At 57.5% G+C, this 25556-nt stretch carries 24 protein-coding genes; 5 read left to right on the forward strand and 19 right to left on the reverse strand.

Going from position 1 to position 25556, the window contains the following annotated elements; genetic code table 11:
• Nucleotides 1-114: 114 nt before the first annotated feature.
• The 3 genes from dinF to V4835_RS22030 all read right to left on the reverse strand — a co-directional run bounded on the left by dinF (nucleotide 115) and on the right by V4835_RS22030 (nucleotide 2601).
• Nucleotides 115-1452: an MATE family efflux transporter DinF gene (gene dinF / locus V4835_RS22020; protein ID WP_331413732.1), complete on the reverse strand. Its 1338-nt coding sequence runs from the start codon at nucleotides 1450-1452 to the stop codon at nucleotides 115-117.
• Nucleotides 1453-1515: 63 nt separating this feature from the next.
• Nucleotides 1516-2124 (reverse strand): transcriptional repressor LexA, encoded by a 609-nt coding sequence (gene lexA / locus V4835_RS22025; RefSeq protein WP_024906710.1) that lies wholly within the window; start codon nucleotides 2122-2124, stop codon nucleotides 1516-1518.
• 108 nt (nucleotides 2125-2232) lie between these two features.
• On the reverse strand, nucleotides 2233-2601 hold the full coding sequence (locus V4835_RS22030) for a diacylglycerol kinase (RefSeq protein WP_023334158.1): 369 nt from the start codon (nucleotides 2599-2601) through the stop codon (nucleotides 2233-2235).
• A 154-nt stretch (nucleotides 2602-2755) separates the two neighbouring features.
• Here V4835_RS22030 and plsB point away from each other — a divergent pair, with 154 nt between their 5' ends.
• Nucleotides 2756-5176 (forward strand): glycerol-3-phosphate 1-O-acyltransferase PlsB, encoded by a 2421-nt coding sequence (gene plsB, locus V4835_RS22035; RefSeq protein ID WP_331413733.1) that lies wholly within the window; start codon nucleotides 2756-2758, stop codon nucleotides 5174-5176.
• 118 nt (nucleotides 5177-5294) lie between these two features.
• Here plsB and gntU read toward each other — a convergent pair whose 3' ends face one another.
• The 5 genes from gntU to V4835_RS22060 all read right to left on the reverse strand — a co-directional run bounded on the left by gntU (nucleotide 5295) and on the right by V4835_RS22060 (nucleotide 10235).
• Nucleotides 5295-6635, reverse strand: a complete 1341-nt coding sequence (gene gntU, locus V4835_RS22040; protein WP_010436459.1) for a gluconate transporter — start codon at nucleotides 6633-6635, stop codon at nucleotides 5295-5297.
• A 3-nt stretch (nucleotides 6636-6638) separates the two neighbouring features.
• Nucleotides 6639-7166, reverse strand: a complete 528-nt coding sequence (gntK, locus tag V4835_RS22045; protein WP_008503362.1) for a gluconokinase — start codon at nucleotides 7164-7166, stop codon at nucleotides 6639-6641.
• A gap of 126 nt (nucleotides 7167-7292) precedes the next feature.
• A complete protein-coding gene (gene gntR, locus V4835_RS22050) occupies nucleotides 7293-8288 on the reverse strand; it encodes a gluconate operon transcriptional repressor GntR (protein WP_331413734.1) in 996 nt (331 codons plus the stop codon).
• Between the two features lie 91 nt (nucleotides 8289-8379).
• Nucleotides 8380-9075 (reverse strand): pirin family protein, encoded by a 696-nt coding sequence (locus tag V4835_RS22055; protein ID WP_000639796.1) that lies wholly within the window; start codon nucleotides 9073-9075, stop codon nucleotides 8380-8382.
• A 122-nt stretch (nucleotides 9076-9197) separates the two neighbouring features.
• Nucleotides 9198-10235, reverse strand: coding sequence for an oxidoreductase (locus V4835_RS22060; RefSeq protein ID WP_331413735.1), 1038 nt, complete (start codon nucleotides 10233-10235; stop codon nucleotides 9198-9200).
• 256 nt (nucleotides 10236-10491) lie between these two features.
• Between V4835_RS22060 and yhhY the strand changes: the two genes are divergently transcribed.
• Nucleotides 10492-10980: an N-acetyltransferase gene (gene yhhY, locus V4835_RS22065; protein ID WP_063144997.1), complete on the forward strand. Its 489-nt coding sequence runs from the start codon at nucleotides 10492-10494 to the stop codon at nucleotides 10978-10980.
• 76 nt (nucleotides 10981-11056) lie between these two features.
• On the opposite strand, the gene ggt is transcribed toward yhhY, so the two are convergent.
• On the reverse strand, nucleotides 11057-12802 hold the full coding sequence (gene ggt / locus V4835_RS22070) for a gamma-glutamyltransferase (RefSeq protein WP_331413736.1): 1746 nt from the start codon (nucleotides 12800-12802) through the stop codon (nucleotides 11057-11059).
• 123 nt (nucleotides 12803-12925) lie between these two features.
• On the opposite strand from ggt, the gene V4835_RS22075 reads away from it, so the two are divergent.
• A complete protein-coding gene (locus tag V4835_RS22075) occupies nucleotides 12926-13303 on the forward strand; it encodes a DUF2756 family protein (protein WP_063145302.1) in 378 nt (125 codons plus the stop codon).
• Here the strand turns inward: V4835_RS22075 and ugpQ are convergent.
• The 5 genes from ugpQ to ugpB all read right to left on the reverse strand — a co-directional run bounded on the left by ugpQ (nucleotide 13287) and on the right by ugpB (nucleotide 18250).
• Nucleotides 13287-14033, reverse strand: coding sequence for a glycerophosphodiester phosphodiesterase (gene ugpQ, locus V4835_RS22080; RefSeq protein ID WP_331413738.1), 747 nt, complete (start codon nucleotides 14031-14033; stop codon nucleotides 13287-13289). The genes V4835_RS22075 and ugpQ overlap by 17 nt on opposite strands.
• On the reverse strand, nucleotides 14030-15100 hold the full coding sequence (locus V4835_RS22085; protein WP_047360482.1) for a sn-glycerol-3-phosphate import ATP-binding protein UgpC: 1071 nt from the start codon (nucleotides 15098-15100) through the stop codon (nucleotides 14030-14032). Before V4835_RS22085 ends, ugpQ begins: the two co-directional genes overlap by 4 nt.
• Before the next feature lies 1 nt (nucleotide 15101).
• Nucleotides 15102-15947: a sn-glycerol-3-phosphate ABC transporter permease UgpE gene (gene ugpE / locus V4835_RS22090; RefSeq protein ID WP_028015153.1), complete on the reverse strand. Its 846-nt coding sequence runs from the start codon at nucleotides 15945-15947 to the stop codon at nucleotides 15102-15104.
• Nucleotides 15944-16831 (reverse strand): sn-glycerol-3-phosphate ABC transporter permease UgpA, encoded by an 888-nt coding sequence (gene ugpA / locus V4835_RS22095; protein WP_023310026.1) that lies wholly within the window; start codon nucleotides 16829-16831, stop codon nucleotides 15944-15946. Before ugpA ends, ugpE begins: the two co-directional genes overlap by 4 nt.
• 102 nt (nucleotides 16832-16933) lie before the next feature.
• The gene (gene ugpB, locus V4835_RS22100) at nucleotides 16934-18250 is read right to left on the reverse strand and encodes a sn-glycerol-3-phosphate ABC transporter substrate-binding protein UgpB (RefSeq protein WP_023310025.1); all 1317 of its coding nucleotides are present in this window, start codon (nucleotides 18248-18250) and stop codon (nucleotides 16934-16936) included.
• Nucleotides 18251-18555: 305 nt separating this feature from the next.
• Here ugpB and V4835_RS22105 point away from each other — a divergent pair, with 305 nt between their 5' ends.
• Nucleotides 18556-19713 (forward strand): DDE-type integrase/transposase/recombinase, encoded by a 1158-nt coding sequence (locus V4835_RS22105; RefSeq protein ID WP_331411093.1) that lies wholly within the window; start codon nucleotides 18556-18558, stop codon nucleotides 19711-19713.
• An 81-nt stretch (nucleotides 19714-19794) separates the two neighbouring features.
• On the opposite strand, the gene livF is transcribed toward V4835_RS22105, so the two are convergent.
• Genes livF through livK form a run of 5 tightly spaced genes read right to left on the reverse strand, consistent with a single transcriptional unit; the run spans nucleotide 19795 to nucleotide 24630 of the window.
• Nucleotides 19795-20508, reverse strand: a complete 714-nt coding sequence (gene livF, locus V4835_RS22110) for a high-affinity branched-chain amino acid ABC transporter ATP-binding protein LivF (RefSeq protein ID WP_008500102.1) — start codon at nucleotides 20506-20508, stop codon at nucleotides 19795-19797.
• Between the two features lies 1 nt (nucleotide 20509).
• Nucleotides 20510-21277, reverse strand: a complete 768-nt coding sequence (gene livG, locus V4835_RS22115; protein ID WP_063145306.1) for a high-affinity branched-chain amino acid ABC transporter ATP-binding protein LivG — start codon at nucleotides 21275-21277, stop codon at nucleotides 20510-20512.
• A complete protein-coding gene (gene livM, locus V4835_RS22120; protein ID WP_063145307.1) occupies nucleotides 21274-22551 on the reverse strand; it encodes a branched chain amino acid ABC transporter permease LivM in 1278 nt (425 codons plus the stop codon). The genes livG and livM overlap by 4 nt, the downstream gene beginning before the upstream one ends.
• Nucleotides 22548-23474 (reverse strand): high-affinity branched-chain amino acid ABC transporter permease LivH, encoded by a 927-nt coding sequence (livH, locus tag V4835_RS22125; protein WP_013099131.1) that lies wholly within the window; start codon nucleotides 23472-23474, stop codon nucleotides 22548-22550. Before livH ends, livM begins: the two co-directional genes overlap by 4 nt.
• Nucleotides 23475-23520: 46 nt before the next feature.
• The gene (gene livK, locus V4835_RS22130; RefSeq protein WP_331413741.1) at nucleotides 23521-24630 is read right to left on the reverse strand and encodes a high-affinity branched-chain amino acid ABC transporter substrate-binding protein LivK; all 1110 of its coding nucleotides are present in this window, start codon (nucleotides 24628-24630) and stop codon (nucleotides 23521-23523) included.
• A 423-nt stretch (nucleotides 24631-25053) separates the two neighbouring features.
• On the opposite strand from livK, the gene panM reads away from it, so the two are divergent.
• On the forward strand, nucleotides 25054-25443 hold the full coding sequence (gene panM, locus V4835_RS22135; protein WP_047345615.1) for an aspartate 1-decarboxylase autocleavage activator PanM: 390 nt from the start codon (nucleotides 25054-25056) through the stop codon (nucleotides 25441-25443).
• Nucleotides 25444-25556 lie beyond the last annotated feature (113 nt).

The raw sequence follows: 25556 nt of genomic DNA on the forward strand, positions 1-25556 counted from the left end.
GTCCTCTTAGTTAAGCGTCGGGTCGTAACGTCCGTTACGTTCTTTTCTGCTGGACGTGATAATTATTGTAGTTAAGGATTCGGCAGTTGATTTCATATTCGGAATCTTTAACCGTCACGATATATCGTGGCGCGAGGGAAACCAGGTATTGTTTTGCCAGTGGCGGTGCCAGATAAAAGCCAGCGATATCCCTCGCAGCGAGAGGAAAACGGCCAGGGCCAGCCACAAACCGTGATTACCCAGCCAGGGAAGCGTCAGCAGCGTCAGGCCAAACCCTGCCGCCGCGACCGCCATGCTGTTACGCATTTCCACTCCGCGCGTCGCACCAATAAACATGCCGTCCAGCAGATAACACCAGACGCCGACCACCGGTAAGATGACTTGCCAGATGAGATAGTGACTCGCCAGCTCGCGCAGCGCAGGGATAGACGTCAGCAACGCAACGATCTGCTCACCAAAGCAGGCGTAAACCAGGCCGAACGCCAGCGCCACCAGTCCCGACTGACGGCAGGCTGCCCGCCAGACGTCCCGAAGCTGCCCGCTTTCGCGCGCACCGTACGCCTGCCCGGAATGCGCTTCTACCGCATAGGCAAAACCGTCCAGCGCGTAGGCGGTAAAGGTCAGCAGCGTCATCAATACCGCATTGACCGCAACGATTTCTGGCCCCAGTCGAGCCCCGAAAACCGTTAGAGCACCGAAGCAGAGCTGAAGCAGCAGCGAGCGCAGCATGATGTCACGATTGAGCGCCAGCAGCTTACGGATATTGCCGCGCCATGCGGTTTTGAGCAGCGCCAGGGAGATGCCGCGCATCGCCAGCACGCGCCAGACCATCCACAGGCCAATAATAAAGGTTCCGTACTCGGCAATCGCCGTCGCCAGCGCCGCGCCCTGCACGTTCATGTGCAGGCCCATTACCAGCCAGACATCCAGCACAATGTTGAGAAGGTTGCCCACTACCAGCAAAATGACTGGCGCACGGGCGTACTGAACGCCCAGTAGCCACCCCAGCAGAACCAGGTTAGCCAGCGAGGCGGGCGCGCTGAGCCAGCGGATTTCAAGGAAACGTCGCGCCTGCGCCAGTACCGCCTCGCTGCCGCCAACAACGTGGAGCGCAAGGTCGATCAGGGGCGCACGTAATAAAACGATTAACGCCCCCGCGCCAAGCGCAAGGATCAGCGGCTGAACCAGCGCGCGCGCCAGACGCAGCGGATCTTTTGCACCATAAGCCTGTGCCGTGAGCCCGGTGGTGCTCATACGCAAAAAGAGCAGCAGCATAAACAGGAAGCTGGTTGCCATCGCGCCAATCGCCACGCCGCCAAGATAAACAGGCGAATCAAGGTGACCAATAACGGCAGTATCGACCAGACCGAGCAAGGGAACGGTAATATTGGAGAAAATCATCGGCAGAGCAAGACGCCACAATGCCTTATCGGATGCCGTCAGCAGTGACATGAAAAATACCGGGAGTCGAGAATGAAGCAGGCTACAGCGGCGCCATAGCCTGTCAGGAAGTGGTTACAGCCATTCGCCGTTGCGAATGACCCCAACCGCCAGTCCTTCGATAGAGAAGTTGTGTTCGCGGAGATCGACCACAATCGGGGAGAACTCGTTGTTTTCAGGCAGTAGCTGAACGGTGTTCCCCTGTTTTTTCAAACGCTTGACGGTGACTTCATCATCAATGCGTGCGACAACCACCTGGCCGTTACGCACATCCTGCGTTTTGTGCACCGCAAGCAGATCGCCGTCAAGAATGCCGATGTCTTTCATCGACATACCGCTGACGCGCAGCAGGAAATCAGCGCTCGGTTTGAACATGGCCGGATCGACCTGGTAGTGGCCTTCAATATGCTGCTGTGCCAGTAAAGGCTCACCGGCAGCAACACGCCCCACCAGCGGAATGCCCGTCTCTTCTTCCACCAGCAGGCGGATACCACGTGACGCGCCTGAAACAATCTCAATCACGCCCTTACGCGCCAGCGCTTTCAGGTGTTCTTCGGCAGCATTCGGAGAACGGAAGCCCAGACGCTGCGCGATTTCCGCACGCGTGGGTGGCATACCCGTCTGGCCGATATGATCCCGGATGAGATCAAACACCTCTTGCTGCCTGGTCGTTAACGCTTTCATTCCGCCCCCTGGGTGTATATACAGTTATGCTGTGAGTATATACAGTCAAAGGCGATTTTGGAACCAAAAACTGCACAAAAAACCAGGGACTTAATTATTCCTCGAGGCTCATCGGAAATGTGACCAAAGCAGCGTGACCCAGGTGATAACGGCAGTGATAATCGCCAGCAACACGGCAGCAGAGCCCATGTCTTTTGCACGACCAGAAAGCTCGTGGAAATCTGAACCAATGCGATCAACAACGGCCTCAATAGCGCTATTAAGAATTTCCACTATCATCACCAGAAGCACGGAACCGATAAGAAGTACGCGGGTAATTGCATCAACATCAAGGAAACAGGCGATGATCACCGCGATGATAGCGGCGACGCCCTCCTGGCGAAAGGCGGCTTCGTTGATCCACGCAGCACGGAACCCTTTCCATGAATAGCCGGCGGCTTTGATGATACGCGTTAACCCAGTGGTATTATTGGCCATTAAAAGAACCTTTTATGAAAAAAAGCGTCAGTAACAGGAGCTGTAGCGCGTTTCGCTACAGCCTGAAGTATGACGGGTAACAACAGAAATTTTGCGCGCTTTCTGTTATCCTTGCGCAGCAATTGCATTATTAACCAGAGGCTTTACATCGTTTATGTCCGGCTGGCCACGAATTTACTACAAATTACTTAATTTACCATTAAGCGTCCTGGTAAAAAGCAAGTCTATCCCAGCAGAACCCGCGCTGGAATTGGGGCTCGATACGTCGCGTCCTATTATGTACGTTTTGCCTTATAACTCGAAGGCAGACTTACTGACGCTTCGCGCCCAGTGTCTGGCGCATGACTTACCTGACCCGCTTGAACCGCTTGAAGTTGACGGCACTTTGCTGCCGCGCTACGTGTTCATTCACGGCGGGCCGCGCGTGTTCACCTACTACACGCCAAAAGAAGAGTCCATCAAGCTGTTCCATGACTATCTCGACCTGCATCGCAGCAATCCCGATCTGGATGTGCAAATGGTGCCGGTATCGGTGATGTTTGGTCGTCGTCCGGGTCGTGAAAAAGGTGAAGAGAACCCACCGCTGCGTATGCTTAACGGCATCCAGAAGTTCTTCGCGGTCTCCTGGCTGGGACGCGACAGCTTTGTGCGTTTCTCCCCTTCCGTTTCGCTGCGTCGAATGGCGGACGAACACGGCACCGACAAGATCATCGCGCAAAAACTGGCGCGCGTGGCGCGTATGCACTTCGCGCGTCAGCGCCTGGCTGCCGTAGGGCCGCGTCTCCCGGCGCGTCAGGATCTGTTCAACAAGCTGTTGGCCTCCAAAGCGATTGCCCGCGCCGTTGAAGACGAAGCGCGCAGCAAGAAAATATCGCATGAGAAAGCCCAGCAGAACGCGATTGCGCTGATGGAAGAGATTGCAGCGAACTTCTCTTACGAGATGATTCGCCTGTCCGATCGTATTCTCGGCTTTACCTGGAACCGTCTCTATCAGGGCATCAACGTTCATAACGCCGAACGTGTACGTCAGCTGGCGCATGATGGTCATGAGATTGTCTATGTTCCCTGCCACCGCAGCCACATGGACTACCTGCTTCTTTCCTACGTGCTCTATCACCAGGGGCTGGTACCACCGCACATTGCTGCCGGTATCAACCTGAATTTCTGGCCAGCAGGTCCGATCTTCCGCCGCCTGGGTGCCTTCTTTATCCGTCGTACCTTTAAGGGCAACAAGCTCTACTCCACCGTGTTCCGCGAGTATCTGGGCGAGCTGTTCAGCCGCGGCTATTCCGTGGAGTACTTCGTCGAGGGCGGTCGCTCCCGTACCGGACGTCTGCTCGATCCGAAGACCGGCACGCTGTCGATGACCATTCAGGCGATGCTGCGCGGAGGAACCCGTCCCATCACGCTGGTGCCTATCTACATTGGCTATGAGCACGTGATGGAAGTGGGCACGTACGCCAAAGAGCTGCGCGGTGCGACCAAGGAAAAAGAGAGCCTGCCGCAGATGTTGCGCGGCTTGAGCAAGCTACGCAATCTCGGTCAGGGCTACGTGAACTTCGGCGAACCGATGCCGCTGATGACGTACCTGAACCATCAAGTTCCCGAGTGGCGCGAATCCATCGATCCTATCGAAGCAATTCGTCCGGCCTGGCTGACGCCAACGGTCAACGGCATCGCGTCCGAGCTGATGGTGCGTATTAACAACGCCGGTGCGGCTAACGCCATGAACCTGTGCTGTACGGCGCTTCTGGCTTCGCGTCAGCGCTCGCTGACCCGTGAACAGCTCACGGAGCAGCTGGATTGCTATCTGGACATGATGCGCAACGTGCCATATTCCGTTGATTCAACCGTACCGTCTGCTACCGCCAGTGAGCTTATCGATCACGCGTTGCAGATGAACAAGTTTGAAGTTGAAAAGGATACGATCGGCGACATCATCATTCTGCCGCGCGAGCAGGCAGTGCTGATGACCTACTACCGCAACAACATCACCCATATGCTGATGCTGCCGTCGCTCATGGCGGCCATCATCACCCAGCATCGCCGCATCTCGCGTCAGGAGCTATTGCGTCACGTTGATACGCTCTACCCGATGCTGAAAGCGGAACTGTTCCTGCGCTGGAGCAAAGATGAGCTGGCGGGCGAACTGGATAAACTGACGGAAGAGCTGCGTCGTCAGGGGCTGATTACCGTCTCAAACGACGAGCTGCACATCAATCCGTCGCGCTCCCGTACCCTGCAGCTGCTGGCGGCCGGTGCGCGCGAAACGCTGCAGCGCTACGCCATTACGTTCTGGCTGCTGAGTGCGAACCCGTCTATCAACCGCGGTACGCTGGAGAAAGAGAGCCGGACGCTGGCACAGCGCCTGTCCGTTCTGCACGGCATTAACGCCCCTGAATTCTTCGACAAAGCGGTCTTCAGCTCCCTGGTGCTGACGCTGCGTGACGAAGGCTTCATCAGCGATACGGGTGATGCCGAGCCGGAAGAGACGCTGAAGGTGTACCAGATGCTGGCAGAGCTGATCACCTCGGATGTGCGTTTGACGATTGAGAGCGCCACGCAGGGCGAGTGATGTGAAAAAGCCGGGTGGTGGTTTCACCTGACCCGGCCTGGCGTTCTGCATAATAGAAAGGCCCGGTAAGCGCTAACGCTACCGGGCCTTATTTTTAAGCCTTGTTACATCACCGCATTCAGCTCAGCAGCGTAAAGGCTATCATCCCGACAATCGCACCCGTCGTGCCGAGGATGGTTTCCATCAGCGTCCAGGTTTTCAGGGTTTGCGCTTCGGTGGCGCCGGTAAATTTACCGAACAGCCAGAAGCCCGCGTCGTTGACGTGAGAGACCACAATCGAACCGCCCGCGATACAGATAGACAGCGCGGCCATCTGCGCACCGGAGTAGTTCAGCTGTTCAATTACCGGCATCACCAGCCCCACGGCGGTTAAACACGCCACGGTTGCGGAACCCTGGATGATACGCACCGCCGCGGCCAGCACAAAGCAGGTTACCGCAATCGGCAGGCCCATCCCGGTCAGCGCTTCGCCCAGAGCCGGACCCACGCCGGAATCCACCAGGACCTGCTTGAACACGCCACCCGCACCAATCACCAGCAGGATAATACCTGCGGGCTGCAGCGCGGCACCGCAGATCTCCATCACGCGGTCTTTCGGCATCCCCTGACGCATCGCCAGGCCGTAAATCGCCACCAGACAAGCAACCAGGATCGCCGTGAACGGGTGGCCGATAAACTCAAACCACTCGTAGGCGCTGGAACCGACCGGCACAAAGCGCGCGGCGATGGTTTTCAGACCCACGAGAACCAGCGGCAGCAGGATCAGCGACAGGCTGAAGCCGAAGGACGGCATTTTGCCTTCGCCCAGGTGCGGCTCGGTAATGTCGTCCGGAATGTGCAGCTCAACGTAACGGCTGATAAAGTTACCCCACAGCGGACCGGCAATAATCATCCCCGGGATCGCCGCGCACAGGCCAATCAGGATCATCCAGCCAAAGTCAGCGTGCATCTGGGAGGCCAGCAGCATCGGCGCAGGCCCCGGCAGCAGAAACGCTGCGGCTGCCGCCACGCCCGCAAACAGCGGAATAACCAGCTTCACGAGGTTAGTGCCGGTATGGCGCGCCATGGAGAACGCGACGCTTATCAGCAGCACAACGGCGACTTCGAAGAACAGCGGCAGCGCGCAAATCAGGCCAGCCAGGCCAATCGCGTAGTGCGCCCGGCTGTGGCCGAAGGATTTCAGCATCTTGACGGCAATCTGGTCGACCGCGCCCGTCTCGTGCAAAATCTTGCCAAACATCGCGCCAAGGGCGACCACAATCGCCAGGAAGCCCAGCGTACCGCCCATCCCTTTTTCCATCGTCGCGGCGATCTTGTCGAGCGGCATACCGGAAAAGAGACCTGCACCTATAGAAACCACCATCAAAGCAACAAAAGCGTGCATGCGCGCCTTCATCACCAAAAACAGCAGCAGCAATACGGAACCCACTGCTGTCAAAACTAGCGTTAATGTACTCAAAACTTACTGCCTTTTATTAATGACCTCGATGGTGCTGGCAACAACACCTTCCAGTGACTGATCGATATCAACCACTAAGACGTCTTTCTCATCTTCACCCGGCTCCTGCAGCGCTTCGAACTGCGTCACCAGCATCTGGGTTTTGAAGAAGTGACCTTTACGCGCCTTCAGACGGCTTTCAATCACCTCGAAATCCCCTTTCAGGTAGATGAAGGAGAGGTTCGGGTTGCCGTCGCGCAGCAGGTCGCGATAGGTTTTTTTCAGCGCAGAGCAGACGATAAGAGAAACTTTGTTGGTACGCTGCATAGCGAACGCGGCGTCATTCAGCGCCTGCAACCACGGTTTGCGGTCGTCGTCGTTCAGCGGCTCGCCGGAGGCCATTTTCATGATGTTGCTGCGCGGATGGAGGAAGTCGCCATCAAGGAACGCAGCCTGGAGTTGATGCGCCACTTCGCTGGCTACGGCTGATTTCCCGCTACCGGAAACGCCCATCAGGACGTAGACGTGGTGATCGTGATTAGTCGTGCTCAAAGGGTGTCCCTCAGTCAATTGTTACGGGTAACAGTTATCGGTAACATTGTCCTGCCGGGGCAAAAGAGAAGCAATATCCAAACGTGCGCGAAGTGAATAAGTGTGAGCTACTTCAAATTTGTCAGTTCAAATAGATCCACCCGGTGACAAGGTGAAACCTAAATCTAACATTTTCGGAGTAACCGTCTCACCGCGAATGCGCGCCAGCAGGCGTTCTGCGCCAATGCGGCCCATACGTTCACGCGGGGTCAGGACGCTCGCCAGACGCGGCTCCATCACCTGGCCGATGTCGTGGCCGTGGAAACCGGCAATCGCCATATCGTCGGGGATCTTAAGCCCCAGACGCTGACACTCAAACGCCGCGCCGACCGCAAGGTCATCGTTGGTGCAGAAAATACCGTCCAGTTGCGGATACTCGCGTCGTGCCTGACGCATCAGCTCAATACCCGACGTATAGGAAGAGGACTGCTCCACCATCACGCTGTACGGGGTTAAGTTCGCGTCGAGCATTGCCTGCTCGTATCCCTTCTGTTTGATGATAGTACGTTCATCAAGACGCGCACCCAGATAGGCGATATGACGATGCCCACGGGCGATGATGGCCGCCGTCATCTGGCGCGCCGCTTCGAAGTTATCGAACCCAACGGCGATGTCGAGGCACGGCGACTGGCTGTCCATCAGCTCCACCACCGGAATACCGGCCACTTCGATCATTTTGAGCGTGCGGGCAGTGTGGGTACGTTCCGTTAAAATCAGGCCGTCGATGTTCCAGGAAAGCATCGATTCAAGACGTTCCTCTTCCAGTTCCGGCTTGTACCCGTAGTGGGCGAGCATGGTCTGATAGCCAAAAGCATCGGTGACGCTTTCGATACCGCGCAGAACTTCGGCGAAAACCTGGTTGGTCAGGGAAGGAAGCAGGACACCTACCGCACGGCTGGTCGCATTGGAGAGAATATCGGGTGCGCGGTTGGGGATATAACCCAGTTCATCAAGAGCCGCGGCAATCTTGCCACGCAACGCCACGGAAACCTGTTCCGGGTTACGTAAAAAACGGCTGACCGTCATTTTGGTCACACCGACGCGATCGGCGACATCCTGAAGTATGGGGCGTTTCTTTTTCATCGTCCTGAGAAATCTTGAAGTGAGAGATTTGCTCAGTTTATCACGGACAAAGCTCAACCTTCCCCGTTTAAAGGGAAGGTTGAGTAATTATTTATACCGGCGGCAGGTCAAACAGCAGGATTTCACTTTCGCTGTCGGCGTGCACGGAGAGCGCCTGCTCATCCCAGATGGCCAGACCATCGGCGGTGGTTGCTTTGGTGCCGTTGATGGACACTTCACCTTTCACGACCTGGATCCAGACGCGGCGGTTGGCGGCAATCTGATGAACAGACTGTTCGTCTTTCGCCAGCGCCCAGCGGTACAGCTCCATATCCTGATGCACCTTCAGGGAACCTTCACGCGCATCCGGTGACAGCACCAGCTGTTTGCCCTGTTTCGCGTCGAAGCGGCGCTGCTCGTAGCGCGGCGTGATGCCGGTCTCTTCTGGAATGATCCAGATTTGATACAGGTGCAGTTTTTCCGTTTTGCTCGGGTTGTACTCGGAGTGACGCACCCCGGTACCCGCGCTCATAATCTGGAACTCGCCCGCCGGAACCTGCTCTTTGTTGCCCATGCTGTCCTGGTGCTCAACCGCCCCTTCCAGCACGTAGGTCAGGATTTCCATGTCTTTGTGCGGGTGGGTACCGAAGCCCTGGCCTGCATCAATCACGTCGTCGTTAATCACGCGCAGTGCGGAGAAGCCCATGAAGTTCGGGTCGTAGTAGTCGGCAAACGAGAATGAATGCCATGAGTCCAGCCAGCCATGATTCGCGTGACCACGTTCGTTTGCTTTGCGTAAGTAGATCATTGTTTCACCCTCAGTTCGTTTCGATGGAGTAAGTGTGGACGCAAACCGCCTGGGATCATAGAGGGTGAAAATTGACTCCTCTGTTCAAAAATTATGAACAAGCGAAGAGGAGCCGTTTTTGCTTATTTCGCGAGGGTTATCGTGGCAGGAGAAGCCTGCTCGAAGGCCCGCTCAAGGATTTCCAGGTTGGTAAGAACGTCAGATTCCTTGACGTAATTCGGCGCGCCGGTTGTGAGGGTTTCATACAGCGCATCGTACACGCGGCCATAGTCGCCCACTTCCGGTTTGAGTTCTTCTTTTGCGGTTGTGCCATCGGCCTTCACATACTCCAGCACGCCCACGGAATCATCCGCCGCAAAGCCCGGCTCGCCCGGCATGATGTTAGCCTTCAGGCTGGTCTCCTGCTGGTCGATGCCGTACTTAATGAACGAGCCTCGGGTGCCGTGAACGATAAATTTTGGATAGTCGATTTTCACCAGATGGCTGGTTTTGACGATGGCTTTCAGGTCGCCGTAGAACAGCTGCGCTTCAAAGGTGTCGTCCGGGTTGGCTTTATTACGCAGGCTGCGGATGTCATACGCCACGTGGTCCGGTCGGCCAAACAGGGAGATGATCTGGTCCATGGTGTGCACGCCCAAACCATAGAACGAGCCGTCCTGCGGCAGGCCGGGCTGGGTCTCCGCCACCGGACGGTAGTAGTCGAAGTGGCTTTCGATTTCTACGATGTCGCCCAGCTTGCCGCTTTCAATCGCCTTTTTCGCCGTCAGGAAACAGCTGTCAAAGCGACGGTTCTGATACGGCGTAACGGTCAGGCCTTTGCTTTTCGCCAGCGCGAACAGCGTTTTCGCTTCGGCGATGGTCGGGGTGAACGGCTTTTCCACCAGCACGTTTTTGCCCGCTTCCAGCGCGCGTTTGGCGTAATCGAAATGGCTGTCGGCATGGGTGCAGACGACTACCAGTTTGACCTGCGGGTCGTTAAGCACTTCATCGAGATCGCTGGTGAAATGGATGTGGGAATACTGCGGGGATTGCTCTTCCGGCTTCGCGCGGCGACGGTAGATATGGGCCACGTGCCAGCTGTCTTTACGGTTGAGAACATACGGCAGGTGGTAGCGGGTCGTACTTTTACCAAATCCAATAAATGCGCAATGTAGTGTCATAGCTCAGTCCTTTTGGAAGGTTACTGAGTCTAACCATAACAAAAAAAAAGCCAGCTAGAAGCTGGCTAAAGTAATACTGGAAGCAATGTGAGCAATGTCGTGCTTTCAGGTTCCCGTAGGGGTCTTCCTGAATGCATAGCAATAATAATCATTCTCATTCGCACTTGTCTACTTTTTTTTGCAAAAAATAGCGGTTGACTCAAATTTTAAAGTCATTGATGTTGAAAGGGACATTTAACTGACTGAGGAACAAGGAATGAGTGAGATAGTGATACGCCATGCAGAACCGAAAGATGCCGAAGCCTTACGCCAGAACTACATGCATCCCGGGGTGTATCACGACACGCTACAGCTACCTCATCCTTCCCTTGAGTACTGGCAAGAACGTCTTATTACAAAACCCGGACAAAAACGGCTGGTCGCCTGCATTGATGAGCAAATCGTTGGCGATCTGATGCTTCAGGTGGAAGCCAGCCCGCGACGCAGCCATGTGGCAACGTTCGGTATCAGCGTTGCGGCGCACGCTCAAGGACGCGGCGTCGGGAGCGCGCTCATGCGCGAGATGATCAACCTGTGCGACAACTGGCTGCGCATCGAACGTATCGAGTTAACGGTTTTTGCCGATAACCCTGCTGCACTGGCGCTGTACCGGAAGTTTGGCTTTGAAATCGAAGGCACCGGCAGGAAATTTGCCCTGCGCAACGGCGAGTATGTGGATGCGTATTATATGGCGCGGATGAAGTAGTTTGTTGCCCTCTCCCACAGGGAGAGGGCATGAAACACGTAGGCCGGGTAAGGCGAAGCCGCCACCCGGCAATACATCAATACCCCGCCGACAAATCATCCACCGACCGCGGGTCCGACGCGCCAAACAGCGCCCCGTCCGGCCCCACCATAATGCTCTGGGTGCTGCCCATCGCCTCTTTCACCGCCACCTTTTGACCGCGCTGTTCAAGCAGCTTGATGGTATCCGGGCTAAAGCCCTTCTCCACGCGCAGTTCGTCCGGCAGCCACTGGTGATGGAAACGCGGGGCGTTGGTCGCTTCGGCGACGTTCATCCCAAAGTCGATGCTGTTCACCACCATTTGTAGCACCGTGGTGATAATACGGCTGCCGCCAGGGCTGCCGGTTACCAGCCAGGTTTTCCCGTCTTTCACGACAATCGTAGGCGACATGGACGACAGCGGACGTTTCTTCGGCCCTACCGCGTTCGCATCGCCGCCAACCAGCCCGTAGACGTTCGGCACGCCCGGCTTGGCAGAGAAGTCATCCATCTCGTTGTTCAGCAGAATGCCGCTGCTGCCCGCCACAATTCCGGTGCCAAAGGTAGTATTGAGCGTATAGGTCACCGCCACCGCGTTACCGTCTTTATCCACCACCGAGAAGTGGGTGGTCTGGTTGCTTTCGTACGGCGCCAGCTTGCCGGGGCGGATCTCGCTCGACGGTTTTGCCTTGTTGATGTCGATCTGTTCCGCAATGGATTTGGCATACGCCTTGTTGGTCAGCGCCTGCCACGGCACCTTCACGAAGTCCGGATCGCCGAGATATTCCGAACGGTCGGCGTAGGCGCGTTTTTCCGCTTCCGCCATCACCTGCATGGCATCCGCGCTGCCGAAGCCGAACTTGTGCATATCGAAGTTTTCAAGAATATTGAGGATCTGCACGATGTGGATCCCACCGGAGGACGGCGGCGGCATGGAGAAGACCTCGTAGCCGCGATAGGTGCCGCTAATTGGCTCGCGCTCCACCGCCTTGTATTCCGCCAGATCCGCTTTGGTGATGAGCCCGCCGTTCTTTTGCATCTCTTCCGCAATTTGGTCAGCAATCGCCCCTTTGTAGAAGGCGTCCGGACCGTGCTCCGCAATCAGCTCCAGGCTTTTGGCGAGGTTCTTCTGCACCAGCTTGTCGCCCTTCTTCAGCGGCTCACCGTCCTTCCAGAAGATGGCCTTGCTGTTTTCATGATTCGGAATAACTTCGCTGCCGTAGGTCTTGAGATCGTCCGCCAGGGCATCATTCACCACAAAGCCGTCGCGCGCCAGCTTGATGGCAGGCTGTACCACCTTGTTCAGCGGCAGGGTGCCGTATTTTTCCAGCGCCAGCGAGAAGCCCGCGACGGTACCCGGCGTGCCGGTGGCGAGATGCGAGGTCAGGGATTTTTTGCCGTCAGGGTTACCCTGGTCGTCGAGGAACATATCCCGGGACGCCTGGGAAGGCGCCATCTCGCGGAAGTCGATGGCGGTGGTTTTGCCGTCTTTGGTGCGCAGCATCATAAAGCCGCCGCCGCCGAGGTTACCCGCCTGCGGATGCGTTACCGCCAGCGCATAGCCGACGGCGACCGCTGCATCCACCGCGTTACCGCCCTGCTTGAGAATATCGACGCCCACTTTTGTTGCCAGCGCATCCACTGACGCCACCATGCCATGGGTTGCCCGCACGGGATGAAAAACATCTTCCTCCACGCCGTAAGAGACCGGAGGCGCCGCTGGCGGGTTGGCCGCCACGCTAAATGTGCCGCCGGCCATCAGCGCGGCGATGGCGACCCAGCGCAAAAACGTTGGTTTAATCATTATTGTTCTCCAGGTGAAGGGATCCATATTCCCCGCTTAAGCCTGGTTCACAACTCCTAAAAAATCATCGTCATGGTGAAATCAGGGTAAACTTAAGAGAGACCTCAAAAGGAGGAAATGACAATGAAACGCTTGATGATTCTTGCGGCGCTGATCCCGTTTGCCGCGCTCGCACAGCCACTCAACACCCTGAACAACCCAAACCAGCAGGGTTACGTTATCCCGAGCCAGCAGCGCATGCAGACCGAGATGATGAGCCAGCAACAGCAGCAGAAAGGGATGCTTAACCAGCAGCTTAAAACGCAGACCCAGATGCAGCAGCAAAGCCTGCAAAATCAGATGAACGCCAACACCCAGCGCGTGCAGCAGGGGCAGATGCGCGAGCAGCCGCTGCCGAATAAAAACGGCGGGATGTTAGGGGGGATGACGTCGTCAGGCAGCGGACAGCAGCATATGCTGCCGCCGCAGTCGAATGGCAGTATGCTTAATCCGCAGAACTAAAGTCCGGGCCTATCAGGTCAATTGCATCGGTACAGATGCTGTCCACGCCCCAGCGCAGCAGTTCGGCTGCACGCTGGGGTTTGTTAACCGTGTAGACCAGAATATGCAGACCCGCGTCTTTCAGCATCTTCACCCGCGCCTCATCCAGCAGCCTGTGATTGAGATGGATAGAGACGCACGCTAAGCGCGTCGTCAGCTCGCGCCAGTCCTCGCGCCACTCGTCAAGCAGCAGCCCGCGCGGCAGCGCCGGCACGGCCGCCTGTGCCGCTTCCAGTGCGTCAATTTCAAACGAGGAGAGCAGCGGCGGCGTCATGCCTTCCCACAGCTCGCGCGCGGCCAGAGCAATCACCTTGCCCGTCAGCGGCCCGGTGCCGGTGGTCGGTTTGATTTCGATATTGGCCATCATGCCGTGCAGGCGACAGCGATCCGCCACGTCCGCCAGCAGCGGCAGCGGTTCGCCTTTGAAATCGCCGCTGTACCAGCTTCCGGCGTCCACCTTCAGCAGATCGTGCCACGGCAGCTCCCCCGCCACGCCCCAGCCGTTGCTGGTGCGTTCGAGGTTATCGTCATGCAGCAGGAAAATTTCGCCGTCTTTCGACAGCTTGGCGTCGAACTCGATCATCGCGTGACCGTAGCGCGCGCCCATGTCGATGGCCGCCAGGGTGTTCTCCGGCGCCAGCTTACCGCCGCCCCGGTGGGCGACGACGTGGGGATAAGGCCAGTTGCTCATACTCGTTGTCCTGTTTCACCGTCAAATAAGTGCAGGTGATTTTCCGGCAGGTGCAGCCACAGCGTGCTGCCGGCTTTCGGGCGCTCCTGATGCGGCAGGCGCACCACCATTTTTTGCTCGCCCCAGCGCCCGTGCGCCAGGTTATCTGCACCCAACATCTCCAGCGTGTCCATCACCAGCGGCACGCCGCCGTCCGCCTGAGAGGTTAAACCGATATGCTCCGGGCGGATACCGAGCGTCATCTTACGCCCGGCGTAGCCACGATAGTACCAGTTGATCGGCAATGCCATCCCGCTTTCCAGTTCAAAATGCGTGCCCGCGCTGCTGATACGCCCTTCCAGCAGGTTCATTGCCGGACTGCCGATAAAACTCGCCACAAAGCGGGTGGCCGGTTTTTCGTACACTTCCACCGGAGTGCCGATCTGCTCGGCGATGCCTTTGTTCATCACCATCACGCGCTGGGCGAGGGTCATGGCTTCGACCTGATCGTGGGTCACGTACAGGGAGGTGGTTTTCAGACGACGGTGCAGCTGCTGCAGCTCAAGACGCATCTGCACGCGCAGCTTGGCGTCGAGGTTAGAGAGCGGCTCGTCGAACAGAAATACCGCCGGGTCGCGCACGATGGCGCGCCCCATCGCCACGCGCTGGCGCTGGCCGCCGGAGAGCTCGCGCGGGCGGCGCTTCAGCAGGCCGTCCAGCTCGAGAATGCGCGCCGCCTCTTTCACCCGCTCGTCGATGTGGCCTTTGCCCATGCCGCGGATTTTCAGCCCCCAGGCCATGTTCTCCTCCACGCTCATGTGCGGATAGAGGGCGTAGTTCTGGAACACCATCGCGATGCCTCTGTCTTTCGGCTCCATCTCGGTGACGCGCTGGCGGTCAATCCAGATATCCCCGGACGTCACGCGCTCCAGCCCCGCCACCATGCGCAGCAGCGTGGATTTGCCACAGCCGGACGGGCCAACCATCACGATGAATTCCCCGTCCGCCACGTCAAGCGTCAGCGGCTGAATAACCTGGGTTTTACCGTCCCAGCTTTTGGTTACTGCCTGAAGTTTTAAACCTGCCATCTTATTTCTCGCTATCGACCAGGCCACGGACAAACGCACGCTGCATGGCTAAAACAATGACTACGGGTGGGATAAGGGTGAGCAGCATTGCCGCCATCACCTGGTTCCAGAGGGTGGTGCCTTCGCCGGTGGCGATCATGCCTTTGATGCCCGCCACGGCGGTGCCGAGGTTGACGTCCTGAATAATCAGCAGCGGCCACAGGTACTGGTTCCAGCCGTAGATAAAGGTGATCACAAACAGCGCCGCAAGGTTGGTTTTCGACAGCGGCAGCACGATGTCGCGGAAGAAGCGCATCGGCGACGCGCCGTCGATGCGCGCGGCTTCAATCAGCTCGTCCGGCAGGGTCATAAAGAACTGGCGGAACAGGAAGGTGGCGGTCGCCGAGGCCATCAGCGGCAGGGTTAAGCCCGCATAGCTGTCGAGCATCTTGAGGTTGGCGATCACCTCCACCGTCGGGAAGATACGCACTTCCACCGGCAGCATCAGGGTAATGAAGATCATCCAGAAGAAGAGGTTACGCAGCGGAAAGCGGAACCAGACGATGGCGAAGGCCGAAAGCATCGACACCGTAATTTTGCCGACCGTAATGCCAAACGCCATGATGAAGCTGTTGAGCATCATCAGCCAGAACGGCGCGCTGTTAGCGCCCACGCCCTGGGTCCAGATGGTCTTCATGTTCTCGAAAAGATGCCCGCCGGGGATCAGCGTCATCGGCGTGTCGAACACCGCTTTGGTGTCCAGCGTGGCGGCGACAAACGCCACGTACAGCGGGAAGAGGATGACGATGATCCCTAAAATCAGCATGGTATGGCTGAAAATCGTCAGCCCGCGACGGTTCTCAATCATTGGTAGCGCACCTTACTTTCGACATAGCGGAACTGCACCACCGTGAGGATGATGACGAGGAACATCAGCACGACGGACTGCGCGGCAGAGGCAGAGAGATCCAGACCGGCGAAGCCTTCGCGGTAGATCTTATAAATAAGCGTCGTTGTCGCCTGCACCGGGCCGCCTGCGGTCGCCGCGTCGATCACCGGGAAGGTGTCGAAGAAGGCGTACACGAGGTTAACCACCAGCAGGAAGAAACTCACCGGGGCGATCAGCGGCAGCGACAGCCTGAAGAAGCGACGAATGGGCCCTGCGCCGTCAATTGCCGCGGCTTCCACCAGCGAGCGCGGAATGGACTGCAGCGCGGCAAAGAAGAACAGGAAGTTGTAGCTGATCTGCTTCCACACCGAGGCGAACACCACCAGGAACATCGCCTGGCCGCTGTTCTGGGCATGGTTCCAGTCGTAGCCCAGCTCGGCCAGGAAATGGGTAATCAACCCGCGCCCCGGGTTAAACAGGAAGATCCACAGCACGGCGGCGACGGCGGGAGCCACGGCGTAAGGCAGCAGCATCAGGGTCTGATAAATACGGCTGCCGCGCACCACGTAGTCCACCAGCGCGGCGAAAAACAGCGAGGCAACCAGACCGCTGACGGTCACCAGCGCGCTGAACTTCATCGTCGTCCAGAAAGAGTCCAGGTAGTAGCTGTCATGGAACAGCGCGGTGAAGTTGTCCAGGCCAACAAACTGGCTGGAGAGCCCAAAGGGATCGACGCTTTGTACCGAGTACCATAGCGCTTCGCCCGCAGGCCAGATAAAGAAAATAACGGTGATGACCAGCTGCGGCGCGACCAGCAGATACGGCAGCCAGCGGGAACGGAACACCGGACGGGATGATGACATTGAGATTTGGTTCCTGAACAATGCCGGGTGGCGGCTACGCCTTACCCGGCCTACATGGGGCACGTCGTAGGCCCGGATCGCTACGCGTCACCGGGCATTTTTTTACGATTTGGTCGACTGCTCAAAGCGGCGCAGCAGCTGATTCCCGCGCTCTACCGCAGAGTCCAGCGCCTGCTGTGGCGTTTTCTTCCCGGTCCACACGCTTTCCAGCTCTTCATCCACGATGGTGCGGATCTGCGGCATATTGCCCAGACGCAGGCCCTTGGTGAACGGCAACGGCGGCTTGTTCAGCATCTGGCGCGTCGCAATGTCCGCGCCTGGGTTCTTGCTGTAGAAGCCCTGCTCGCGGGTCAGGTCGTACGCGGCTTTGGTGATCGGCAGGTAGCCGGTCTTCTGGTGCCACTCGGCGGCGTTTTCAGGCTTGGCCAGGAAGTCGAGGAACTCGGCTACGCCTTTGTAGGTGCCCTTGTCTTTTCCCTGCATGACCCACAGGCTCGCCCCGCCGATAATGGCGTTCTGCGGCGCGCCCTTCACGTCAGCGTCGTACGGCATCATGCCCACGCCGTAGTTGAATTTGGCGTAGTGACGGATATCCGCCAGCGAGCCGGACGAGGCGGTGGTAATGGCGCAGTCGCCGTTGTAGAACTTCTCGGTGGATTCGTCTTTACGCCCGAAGTAGCTGAAGTCGCCCTTCTTGTTCAGATCGGCAAGCAGCGCGATGTGCTTCACCTGCTCCGGCTTGTTGAACTCCAGTACCGCATCGGTGCCGTCGAAGCCGTTGTTTTTGGTCGCCACCGGCAGGCCGTGCCAGGCGCTGAAGTTTTCAATCTGGATCCAGCCCTGCCAGCCGCTGGCGTAGCCGCACTTCATCCCCGCCGCCTTCAGCTTCGCGGTGTACTCGGCCAGGTCCTGCCAGGTTTTTGGCGGCTGCTCCGGGTCTAAACCGGCTTTCTTGAAGGCGTCTTTGTTGTAGTACAGCACCGGCGTAGAGCTGTTAAACGGCTGGGACAGCAGATGGCCGGTTTTGGAATCCGTGTAGTAACCCGCGACGGTCGGTACGAACTGCGATTCGTCGAAGTTGATGCCCGCCTCTTTGAACACTTCATACACCGGCTTGATGGCTTTGGAGGCCATCATGGTGGCGGTGCCCACTTCATAAACCTGTAACAAGGCTGGCGCGTTGCCGGTACGGAAGGCGGCGATACCCGCGCTCAGGCTCTGCTCGTAGTTGCCTTTGTACACCGGCACAATTTTGTAATCCGGGTGGGTGTCGTTGAAACGCTGCGCCAGGGAGTCAACTTCTTTACCCAACTCCCCTTCCATTGAATGCCAGAACGGAATGGTGGTGACAGCCATTGCGTTCGTCGCAAAAGCCAGACCCAGTGCCAGACCCAAAGCTGTGTGTCGTAACGATGTCATTGTCATCTCTCTTATTGTGCCGGATGCGCGATATCACGCGTTTTATGCTCGCGAGGTAACATGACATGCTCGAATTACAGAAAAATAACTGTTTGTTTACAGATAAGTGACAGCCAGGCGTCAGGGGGATGATGGTTGTGTGAAAGGGCGTAGTGGTTAAAAAAGCCGGGTGGCGGCTACGCCTTACCCGGCCTACTCGATCCCGTAGGCCCGGTAAGCGTAGGGTATGAACCGGAAACATGGGTAACACTTTAGACCGGATACATGGGTAACAGTTATAACTGGCATAGAAGAGGAGACTCGCTATGCCCTGGACTGAGACCCGACCTATGCAACGCCTTGATTTTATCCGTGCCTGCCATGCAGGTACGGACTCCTTCTCCGCTCTTTGCCGTCTTTTTGGTATCAGCCGTAAAACCGGCTATAAATGGCTTCAGCGTTTTGACCCCTCTGACCTGTCATCTCTCTCTGACCGGTCGCGCGCGCCACACTCCCACTCCCGGACGGTTACTGATGATATCGCCGGACACCTGACTGCCCTGCGTCAAAAACACCCTGACTGGGGCCCCAAAAAACTGCGGATGTGGCTGCTCAATCATCACGTCGATTTTACCGTCCCTGCTGCCAGCACTATCGGCGATATCCTCAAGCGTGAAGGCCTGGTTCCGGATAAAAAGCGAAAACGCAGAACCCCGGGTAATCGCCAGCCCCTGACCACCATCAGTGAGAACAATCAGGTCTGGAGCGCTGATTTTAAAGGCAAGTTCAGGCTGCTGAGCAGAGAGTACTGCCATCCCTTCACCCTGACCGACAATCACAGCCGGTATCTTCTGAGCTGCCGGGGAACGGACCGGGAGAGCGAGCCCTTCGTCAGGCAGTGCCTGACGGATGCATTCCTGGAGTACGGTCTGCCGGAAGTCCTGAGAACGGATAACGGTCAGCCGTTCGCGGGAACAGGTATCGCCGGGTTAAGTCGCCTTGCCGTCTGGCTGATAAAGCTGGGCATCAGACCGGAACGTATCAGAAAGGGGCATCCGGAAGAAAACGGCCGTCATGAGCGAATGCACCGCTCGCTGAAAAGTGCAGTGAAACAGGGCAACACCTTCATGACGATGGAAGAACAACAGCGGTGGTTCAGTGACTACCGGGAAGAGTTTAACCACGAAAGGCCGCATGAAGCCCTGGCGGGTGCAACGCCTGGAACGGTATGGAAACCCTCAGGCCGTCACTGGGATGGCAGGGTTCCTGAATATGTTTATCCGGAAGGAGGGACGGTCTACAGGGTGAAATCGAGGGGGACACTCTATATGGGGAAAAAGGGGACGGTGTTCCTGAGTGAAGCGCTGACTGATGAGTACATCATGCTGGAAGAACAAGATGATGGCCTTGAGGCCATCATCTTTAACGGAATAACGCTTGCGTACTATGACCGAAAAACCCAGAGTGTGCTCCGGATAGACTAAAAAGTGTTACCTATGTTCCCGGTCTGATCTGTCACCTATGTATCCGGTCATACAGTAGCGCCACCGGGCGATACAGACGGCTCAGCCGCCCAAATACGCGCTCCGCACCGCTTCGTTCGCCAGCAGCGCGTCGCCGGTATCCTCCAGCACCACGCGGCCGTTCTCCAGCACGTAGCCGCGGTCAGCGAGCTTCAGCGCCTGGTTGGCGTTCTGCTCGACGAGGAAGATGGTCATCCCCTCTTTACGCAGCTGCTCAATGGTGTCGAAGATCTGCTGAATGATGATCGGCGCCAGACCGAGCGACGGTTCGTCCAGCAGCAGCAGGCGCGGCTGGCTCATCAGCGCGCGGCCAATCGCCAGCATCTGCTGCTCGCCGCCGGACATGGTGCCCGCACGCTGGATGCGGCGCTCCCACAGGCGCGGGAAGAGTTCATATACCCACTTGATGCGGGTCTGGTATTCATCGCGGTGAGCGAAGAACCCGCCCATCGCCAGGTTCTCTTCCACCGTCATTCGGGAGAAGACGCGGCGCCCTTCCGGAACAATCGCCACCGCCTCGCGCATGATTCTGGCGGTCTGCCAGTCGGTAATGTCTTTGCCATCGAACACAATCCGCCCGCTGGTAGCGCGCGGGTCGCCGCACAGGGTACCGAGCAGCGTGGTTTTGCCCGCGCCGTTGGCGCCAATCAGGGTGACGATTTCACCCTGATTGATATGCAGGCTGACGTCGTGCAGCGCCTGGATCTTGCCGTAGTGCGCATTGACCTTGTCGAACGTTAACATCGCTTTTTCCATCTTATGCCTCACCAAGGTATGCGCGGATCACGTCCGGGTTGTTGCGGATCTCTTCCGGCGTGCCGTTTGCCAGCGGCGTGCCCTGGTTTACCACGTAGATACGGTCCGAAATGCCCATCACCAGCTTCATGTCGTGCTCAATTAGCAGAATGGTGGTGTCGTGACTATCGCGCAGCTCGGCAATCAGCTCGTCCAGCTCTTTGGTCTCTTTCGGGTTGAGCCCTGCCGCCGGTTCGTCGAGCATCAGGATTTCCGGCTGCGTCACCATGCAGCGCACAATCTCCAGGCGACGCTGGTCGCCGTAGGCCAGGTTGCTCGCCTGACGGTTGGCATGCTGCAGCAGGCCAATTCGGTCGAGCCAGGTGGCGGCGCGGTCAAGCGCTTCATCCTGCGCGCGGCGGAAGGCCGGGGTTTTCAGCAGGCCGGAGAACAGCCCGGATTTCAGCTGCTGATGTTGTGCCACCAGCAGGTTCTCAATCACCGTCATCTCGCGGAACAGACGCACGTGCTGGAAGGTACGCACCACGCCCATGCGGGCGATCTGCTGGCCCGGCAGCCCTTCCAGGTGCTGGTCGCGCAGCATGATGGTGCCACCCGTCGGCTTGTAGAAGCCGGTCAGACAGTTAAAGACCGTGGTCTTTCCCGCGCCGTTCGGGCCAATCAGGGAGACAATCTCTTTCTTGTGCAGATCCAGATTCACGTTGTTGACCGCCAGCAGGCCGCCAAAACGCATCATCAGACCGTTAACGGATAATAATGGCTGACTCATGCCTGCTCTCCTTTCGCTTGCCCGTTCTTCAGCTTCAGCTGTGGACGGGTCATCGGCAGCAGACCCTGCGGACGCCAGATCATCATCAGCACCATCAAACCACCCAGCATCAGCATGCTGTACTCGTTAAAGTCGCGCATCAGCTCGCGCGAGACCACCAGCAGGATGGCCGCGAGGATAACGGCAAACTGTGAGCCCATCCCGCCGAGCACCACAATCGCCAGCACGAAGGCGGATTCGGCAAAGGTGAATGATTCCGGGCTAACGAAGCCCTGACGCGCGGCAAACAGCGTTCCGGCGAAACCGGCAAACGCGGCGCTGATGGTGAACGCGGTCAGCTTGATGCGGGTCGGGTTCAGGCCAAGAGAGCGGCAGGCGATCTCATCTTCACGCAGCGCTTCCCACGCGCGGCCCAGCGGCATGCGCAGCAGACGGTTGATCACGAACAGGGTAATCACCACCAGCAGCAGCGCCACCAGATAGAGCCAGATCACGCGGTCGGACGGGTCGTACTTGATGCCAAAGAAGTTGCTGAAGGTATCCCAGCCGCCTTCGCGGGCGGTACGGCTGAACTCCAGGCCGAAGAAGGTCGGTTTCGGGATCTGGCTGATGCCGTTCGGGCCGCCGGTCACTTCGGTGTTGTTGAGCAGCAGGATACGGACGATTTCGCCGAAGCCTAAGGTCACAATCGCCAGGTAGTCACCGCGCAGGCGCAGCACCGGGAAGCCGAGCAGGAAGCCGGCAGCGGCAGAGACCAGCCCCGCCAGCGGCAGGCAGGTCCAGAAGCCGAGACCGTAATAGTGGTTCAGCAACGCAAAGGTGTAGGCGCCGATGGCGTAGAAGCCGCCGTAGCCCAGCACCAGCAGGCCAGACAGCCCTACAACCACGTTCAGACCGAGACCGAGAATCACGTAGATCATGGTCAGAGTGGCGATATCCACGGTGCCGCGAGACACCACAAACGGCCACGCCACGGCGGCCACCAGCAGCGCCACGAGGAACAGCTTCTGCTTAACGGTAGAGCCGTCGATTGCCGGCAGGACGAATTTCGGCCCGGAGACGTTTTTCAGCGTCTTCTGGAACAGCGGACGCAGCAGCTGGAACAGGAACACCACGGCAGTGCCGATAAACACCCACTGCCAGCGGATGTCGGGGGCGGTATCCACCACCAGCTTCGTGCCGTCCAGACCTAACTGGACGCCCATAAAGACGCCCGCCAGCACGAAGAACATGGCGGCAGAGAGCAGCGCCATTGCAAAATGCATCGGTTTCATACTTTCTCTACCTCCGGACGGCCCAGAATACCGGTAGGCATCACCAGCAGAACCAGAATCAGCAGGGCAAACGACACCACGTCTTTATATTCCGTGCTCAGGTACGCCGAGGAGAGCGCTTCCGCCACGCCCAGGATCAGGCCACCGATCATCGCGCCCGGAATACTGCCGATACCGCCCAGAACCGCCGCGGTGAAGGCTTTCATCCCGGCCATAAAGCCGATGTACGGGTTAATTACGCCGTAGAACTGGCCGAGCAGGACGCCTGCGACGGCCGCCATCGCTGCGCCAATCACGAAGGTTAGGGCAATCACGCGGTCGGTGTTGATGCCGAGGAGACTCGCCATCTTCAGGTCTTCTGCGCACGCGCGGCAGGCGCGTCCCATACGCGAGTAGCGGATGAACAGCGTCAGGGCAAGCATCGCAATAAAGGTCACGACCCAGATAACCAGCTGCATGGTGGTGATAGAGGCGGAGAAGTTTTCGCTGGCCCCCACAATCCACTGGCCGTTAAACAGGCTTGGCAGCGCCACGTCGCGCGAGCCTTCGGTCAGGCTGACGTAGTTTTGCAGGAAGATCGACATCCCGATGGCGGAAATCAGCGCAATCAGACGCTTGGAGCTGCGCACCGGCCGGTAGGCCACGCGCTCGATGCTCCAGCCGTAGGCGCTGGCTATCACAATCGCGCCGACAAACCCGGCGGCGACCAGCAGCCAGCTGCTGTCGATGCCCATCATCATCAGGGCGGCAATGATCATAAAGGAGACGTAACTACCGATCATGTACACCTCGCCGTGGGCGAAGTTGATCATGCCGATAATGCCGTAAACCATCGTGTAGCCGATGGCGATCAGCGCGTAGGTGCTTCCCAGCGTAACGCCGTTAAACATCTGCTGCAGGAAATAGAGAAACTGCTCGGACATATGCAAACCTTTTTATACCCGCCCGTCATGCCGGGCGGTGGGATAATTATTTGGCGGCCGAGGACGAACCGTCGGCGTGCCACTTAAAGACACCAAACTCAAATCCCTTCAGATCGCCTTTCTCATCCCAGTTCAGCGGCCCAATCACGGTGTTCGCCCCGTGTGCTTTTAAATCTTTCACCAGATCCAGCTGCTCTTTGCTGCCGGTACGCTCCAGCGCGGTGGCCAGAGACTGTACGGCCGCATAGGTGATCCAGACGTACGGACCACTCGGATCTTTCTTCTGCGCCTTGAGCGAATCCACGATAGCCTTGTTGGCCGGATCCTGGTCATAGCGTTTTGGCATCGTCACCAGCATGCCTTCAGCAGAACCCCCCGCGATGTTAGACAGAGAGGCATTACCCACGCCCTCTGGCCCCATAAACTGGGTTTTCAGGCCGGTGGCGCGCGCCTGACGCAGCATCTGGCCCATTTCCGGGTAGTAGCCGCCGTAGTAAACGAAGTCGATGTTCTCTTTTTGCAGACGGGCGATCAGCGCGGAGAAGTCTTTCTCACCGGCGGTAATACCGTCGAAGAAGACGATGTTCGCGCCGCCTTTTTTCAGGCCGTCCTGCACGGATCGCGCCAGGCCTTCGCCGTACTGCTGTTTGTCATGAATAATGGCAATGCGCTGTGGCTTAACGGTCTCGAGGATGTACTTGGCGGCGGTGGGACCCTGCGAGGAGTCCAGACCGGCGGTACGCATGATGTGCTGATAGCCGCGCTGGGTCAGCTCAGGGTTCGTTGCGCCTGGGGTGATCATCAGGATGCCTTCGTCTTCGTAGATATCAGACGCAGGCTGGGTGGAGGATGAACACAGGTGGCCGATCACATACTGAATACCGTCGTTGACGATTTTGTTGGCGACCGCGACGGCCTGTTTCGGATCGCAGGCGTCGTCATATTCCACGCCCACCAGCTTGTCGCCCTTGATGCCGCCCTTGGCGTTGATGTCTTTAATGGCCTGGCGCGCGCCGTTGAACTCCATGTCACCCCACTGGGCAACAGGGCCGGACATCGCACCCACTACCGCAACTTTAATGTCGTCGGCCATAGCGGCATGCGAGATCGACAGTGCGACCATCCCCGCGATTAACGTCTTCGCGTTCCTTTTCATCTGTGAATCCCCATTCGTGATGTCGTGTTTATATTTTGTTTTATTATGGTTAAAAGCATTCTGTACTTTTAATGAACAACGCTATTTTTACCAGTGCCTTTAATGGTTTAGCGCAGGTTTTTGTCAAAAACCAGACTAAAATCTCTATTTTTCAGGCGATTAAGCAAAGATAATATTCTGAAATAAGGCAGAGATAAACAAATAAAAGTGCAGTTTGCAGCATAAAATAACGGTACAAAGCGCCGAATAAATCACTACCCTTCAGGTTAAAATTCTGCTTATTTTTCGATCCATGTGTTTTCAAGCTGCCCATCGCGTTGCCAAAAAACTAATCACCTGGTTAATGAGAATAAAAAGAGGAAGCCGCTGAGTGAATAAATTGAGTACACTGCCCCTACTCAATCTGATTTGGACAAGTAGCTAATGAAACTGACTATCGTGCGTCTGGTGACCTTTAGCGACCAGGATCATATCGACCTGGGCAAAATCTGGCCGGAATATTCCCCTTCGTCGCTGCGCGTTGATGAGACCCACCGTATTTATGCCGCGCGTTTTAACGAGCGCCTGCTGGCTGCGGTTCGCGTCACCCTGAGCGGTACAGAAGGGGCGCTGGACTCGCTGCGCGTACGTGACGTCACCCGTCGTCGCGGTGTGGGACAGTATTTAATTGAAGAAGTGATCCGTGAAAACCCCAGCGTGACCTCATGGTGGATGGCTGACGTAGGCGTGGAAGACCGCGGCGTGATGGCGGCGTTTATGCAGGCGTTAGGGTTTACGGCGCAGGAGAGCGGGTGGGAGAAGCGCCAGAGTTGATTTATGCGGCCTGATGCCCTCACCCCGGCCCTCTCCCACGGGGAGAGGGAGAACACCGAGCGGTCCCCTCTCCCTGTGGGAGAGGGTTAGGGTGAGGGCATCAACCCGCACCA

Origin of the sequence: Enterobacter cloacae complex sp. CARB60, from assembly GCF_036487345.1 — a bacterium.
Taxonomy (GTDB): Bacteria; Pseudomonadota; Gammaproteobacteria; order Enterobacterales; family Enterobacteriaceae; genus Enterobacter; species Enterobacter asburiae_D.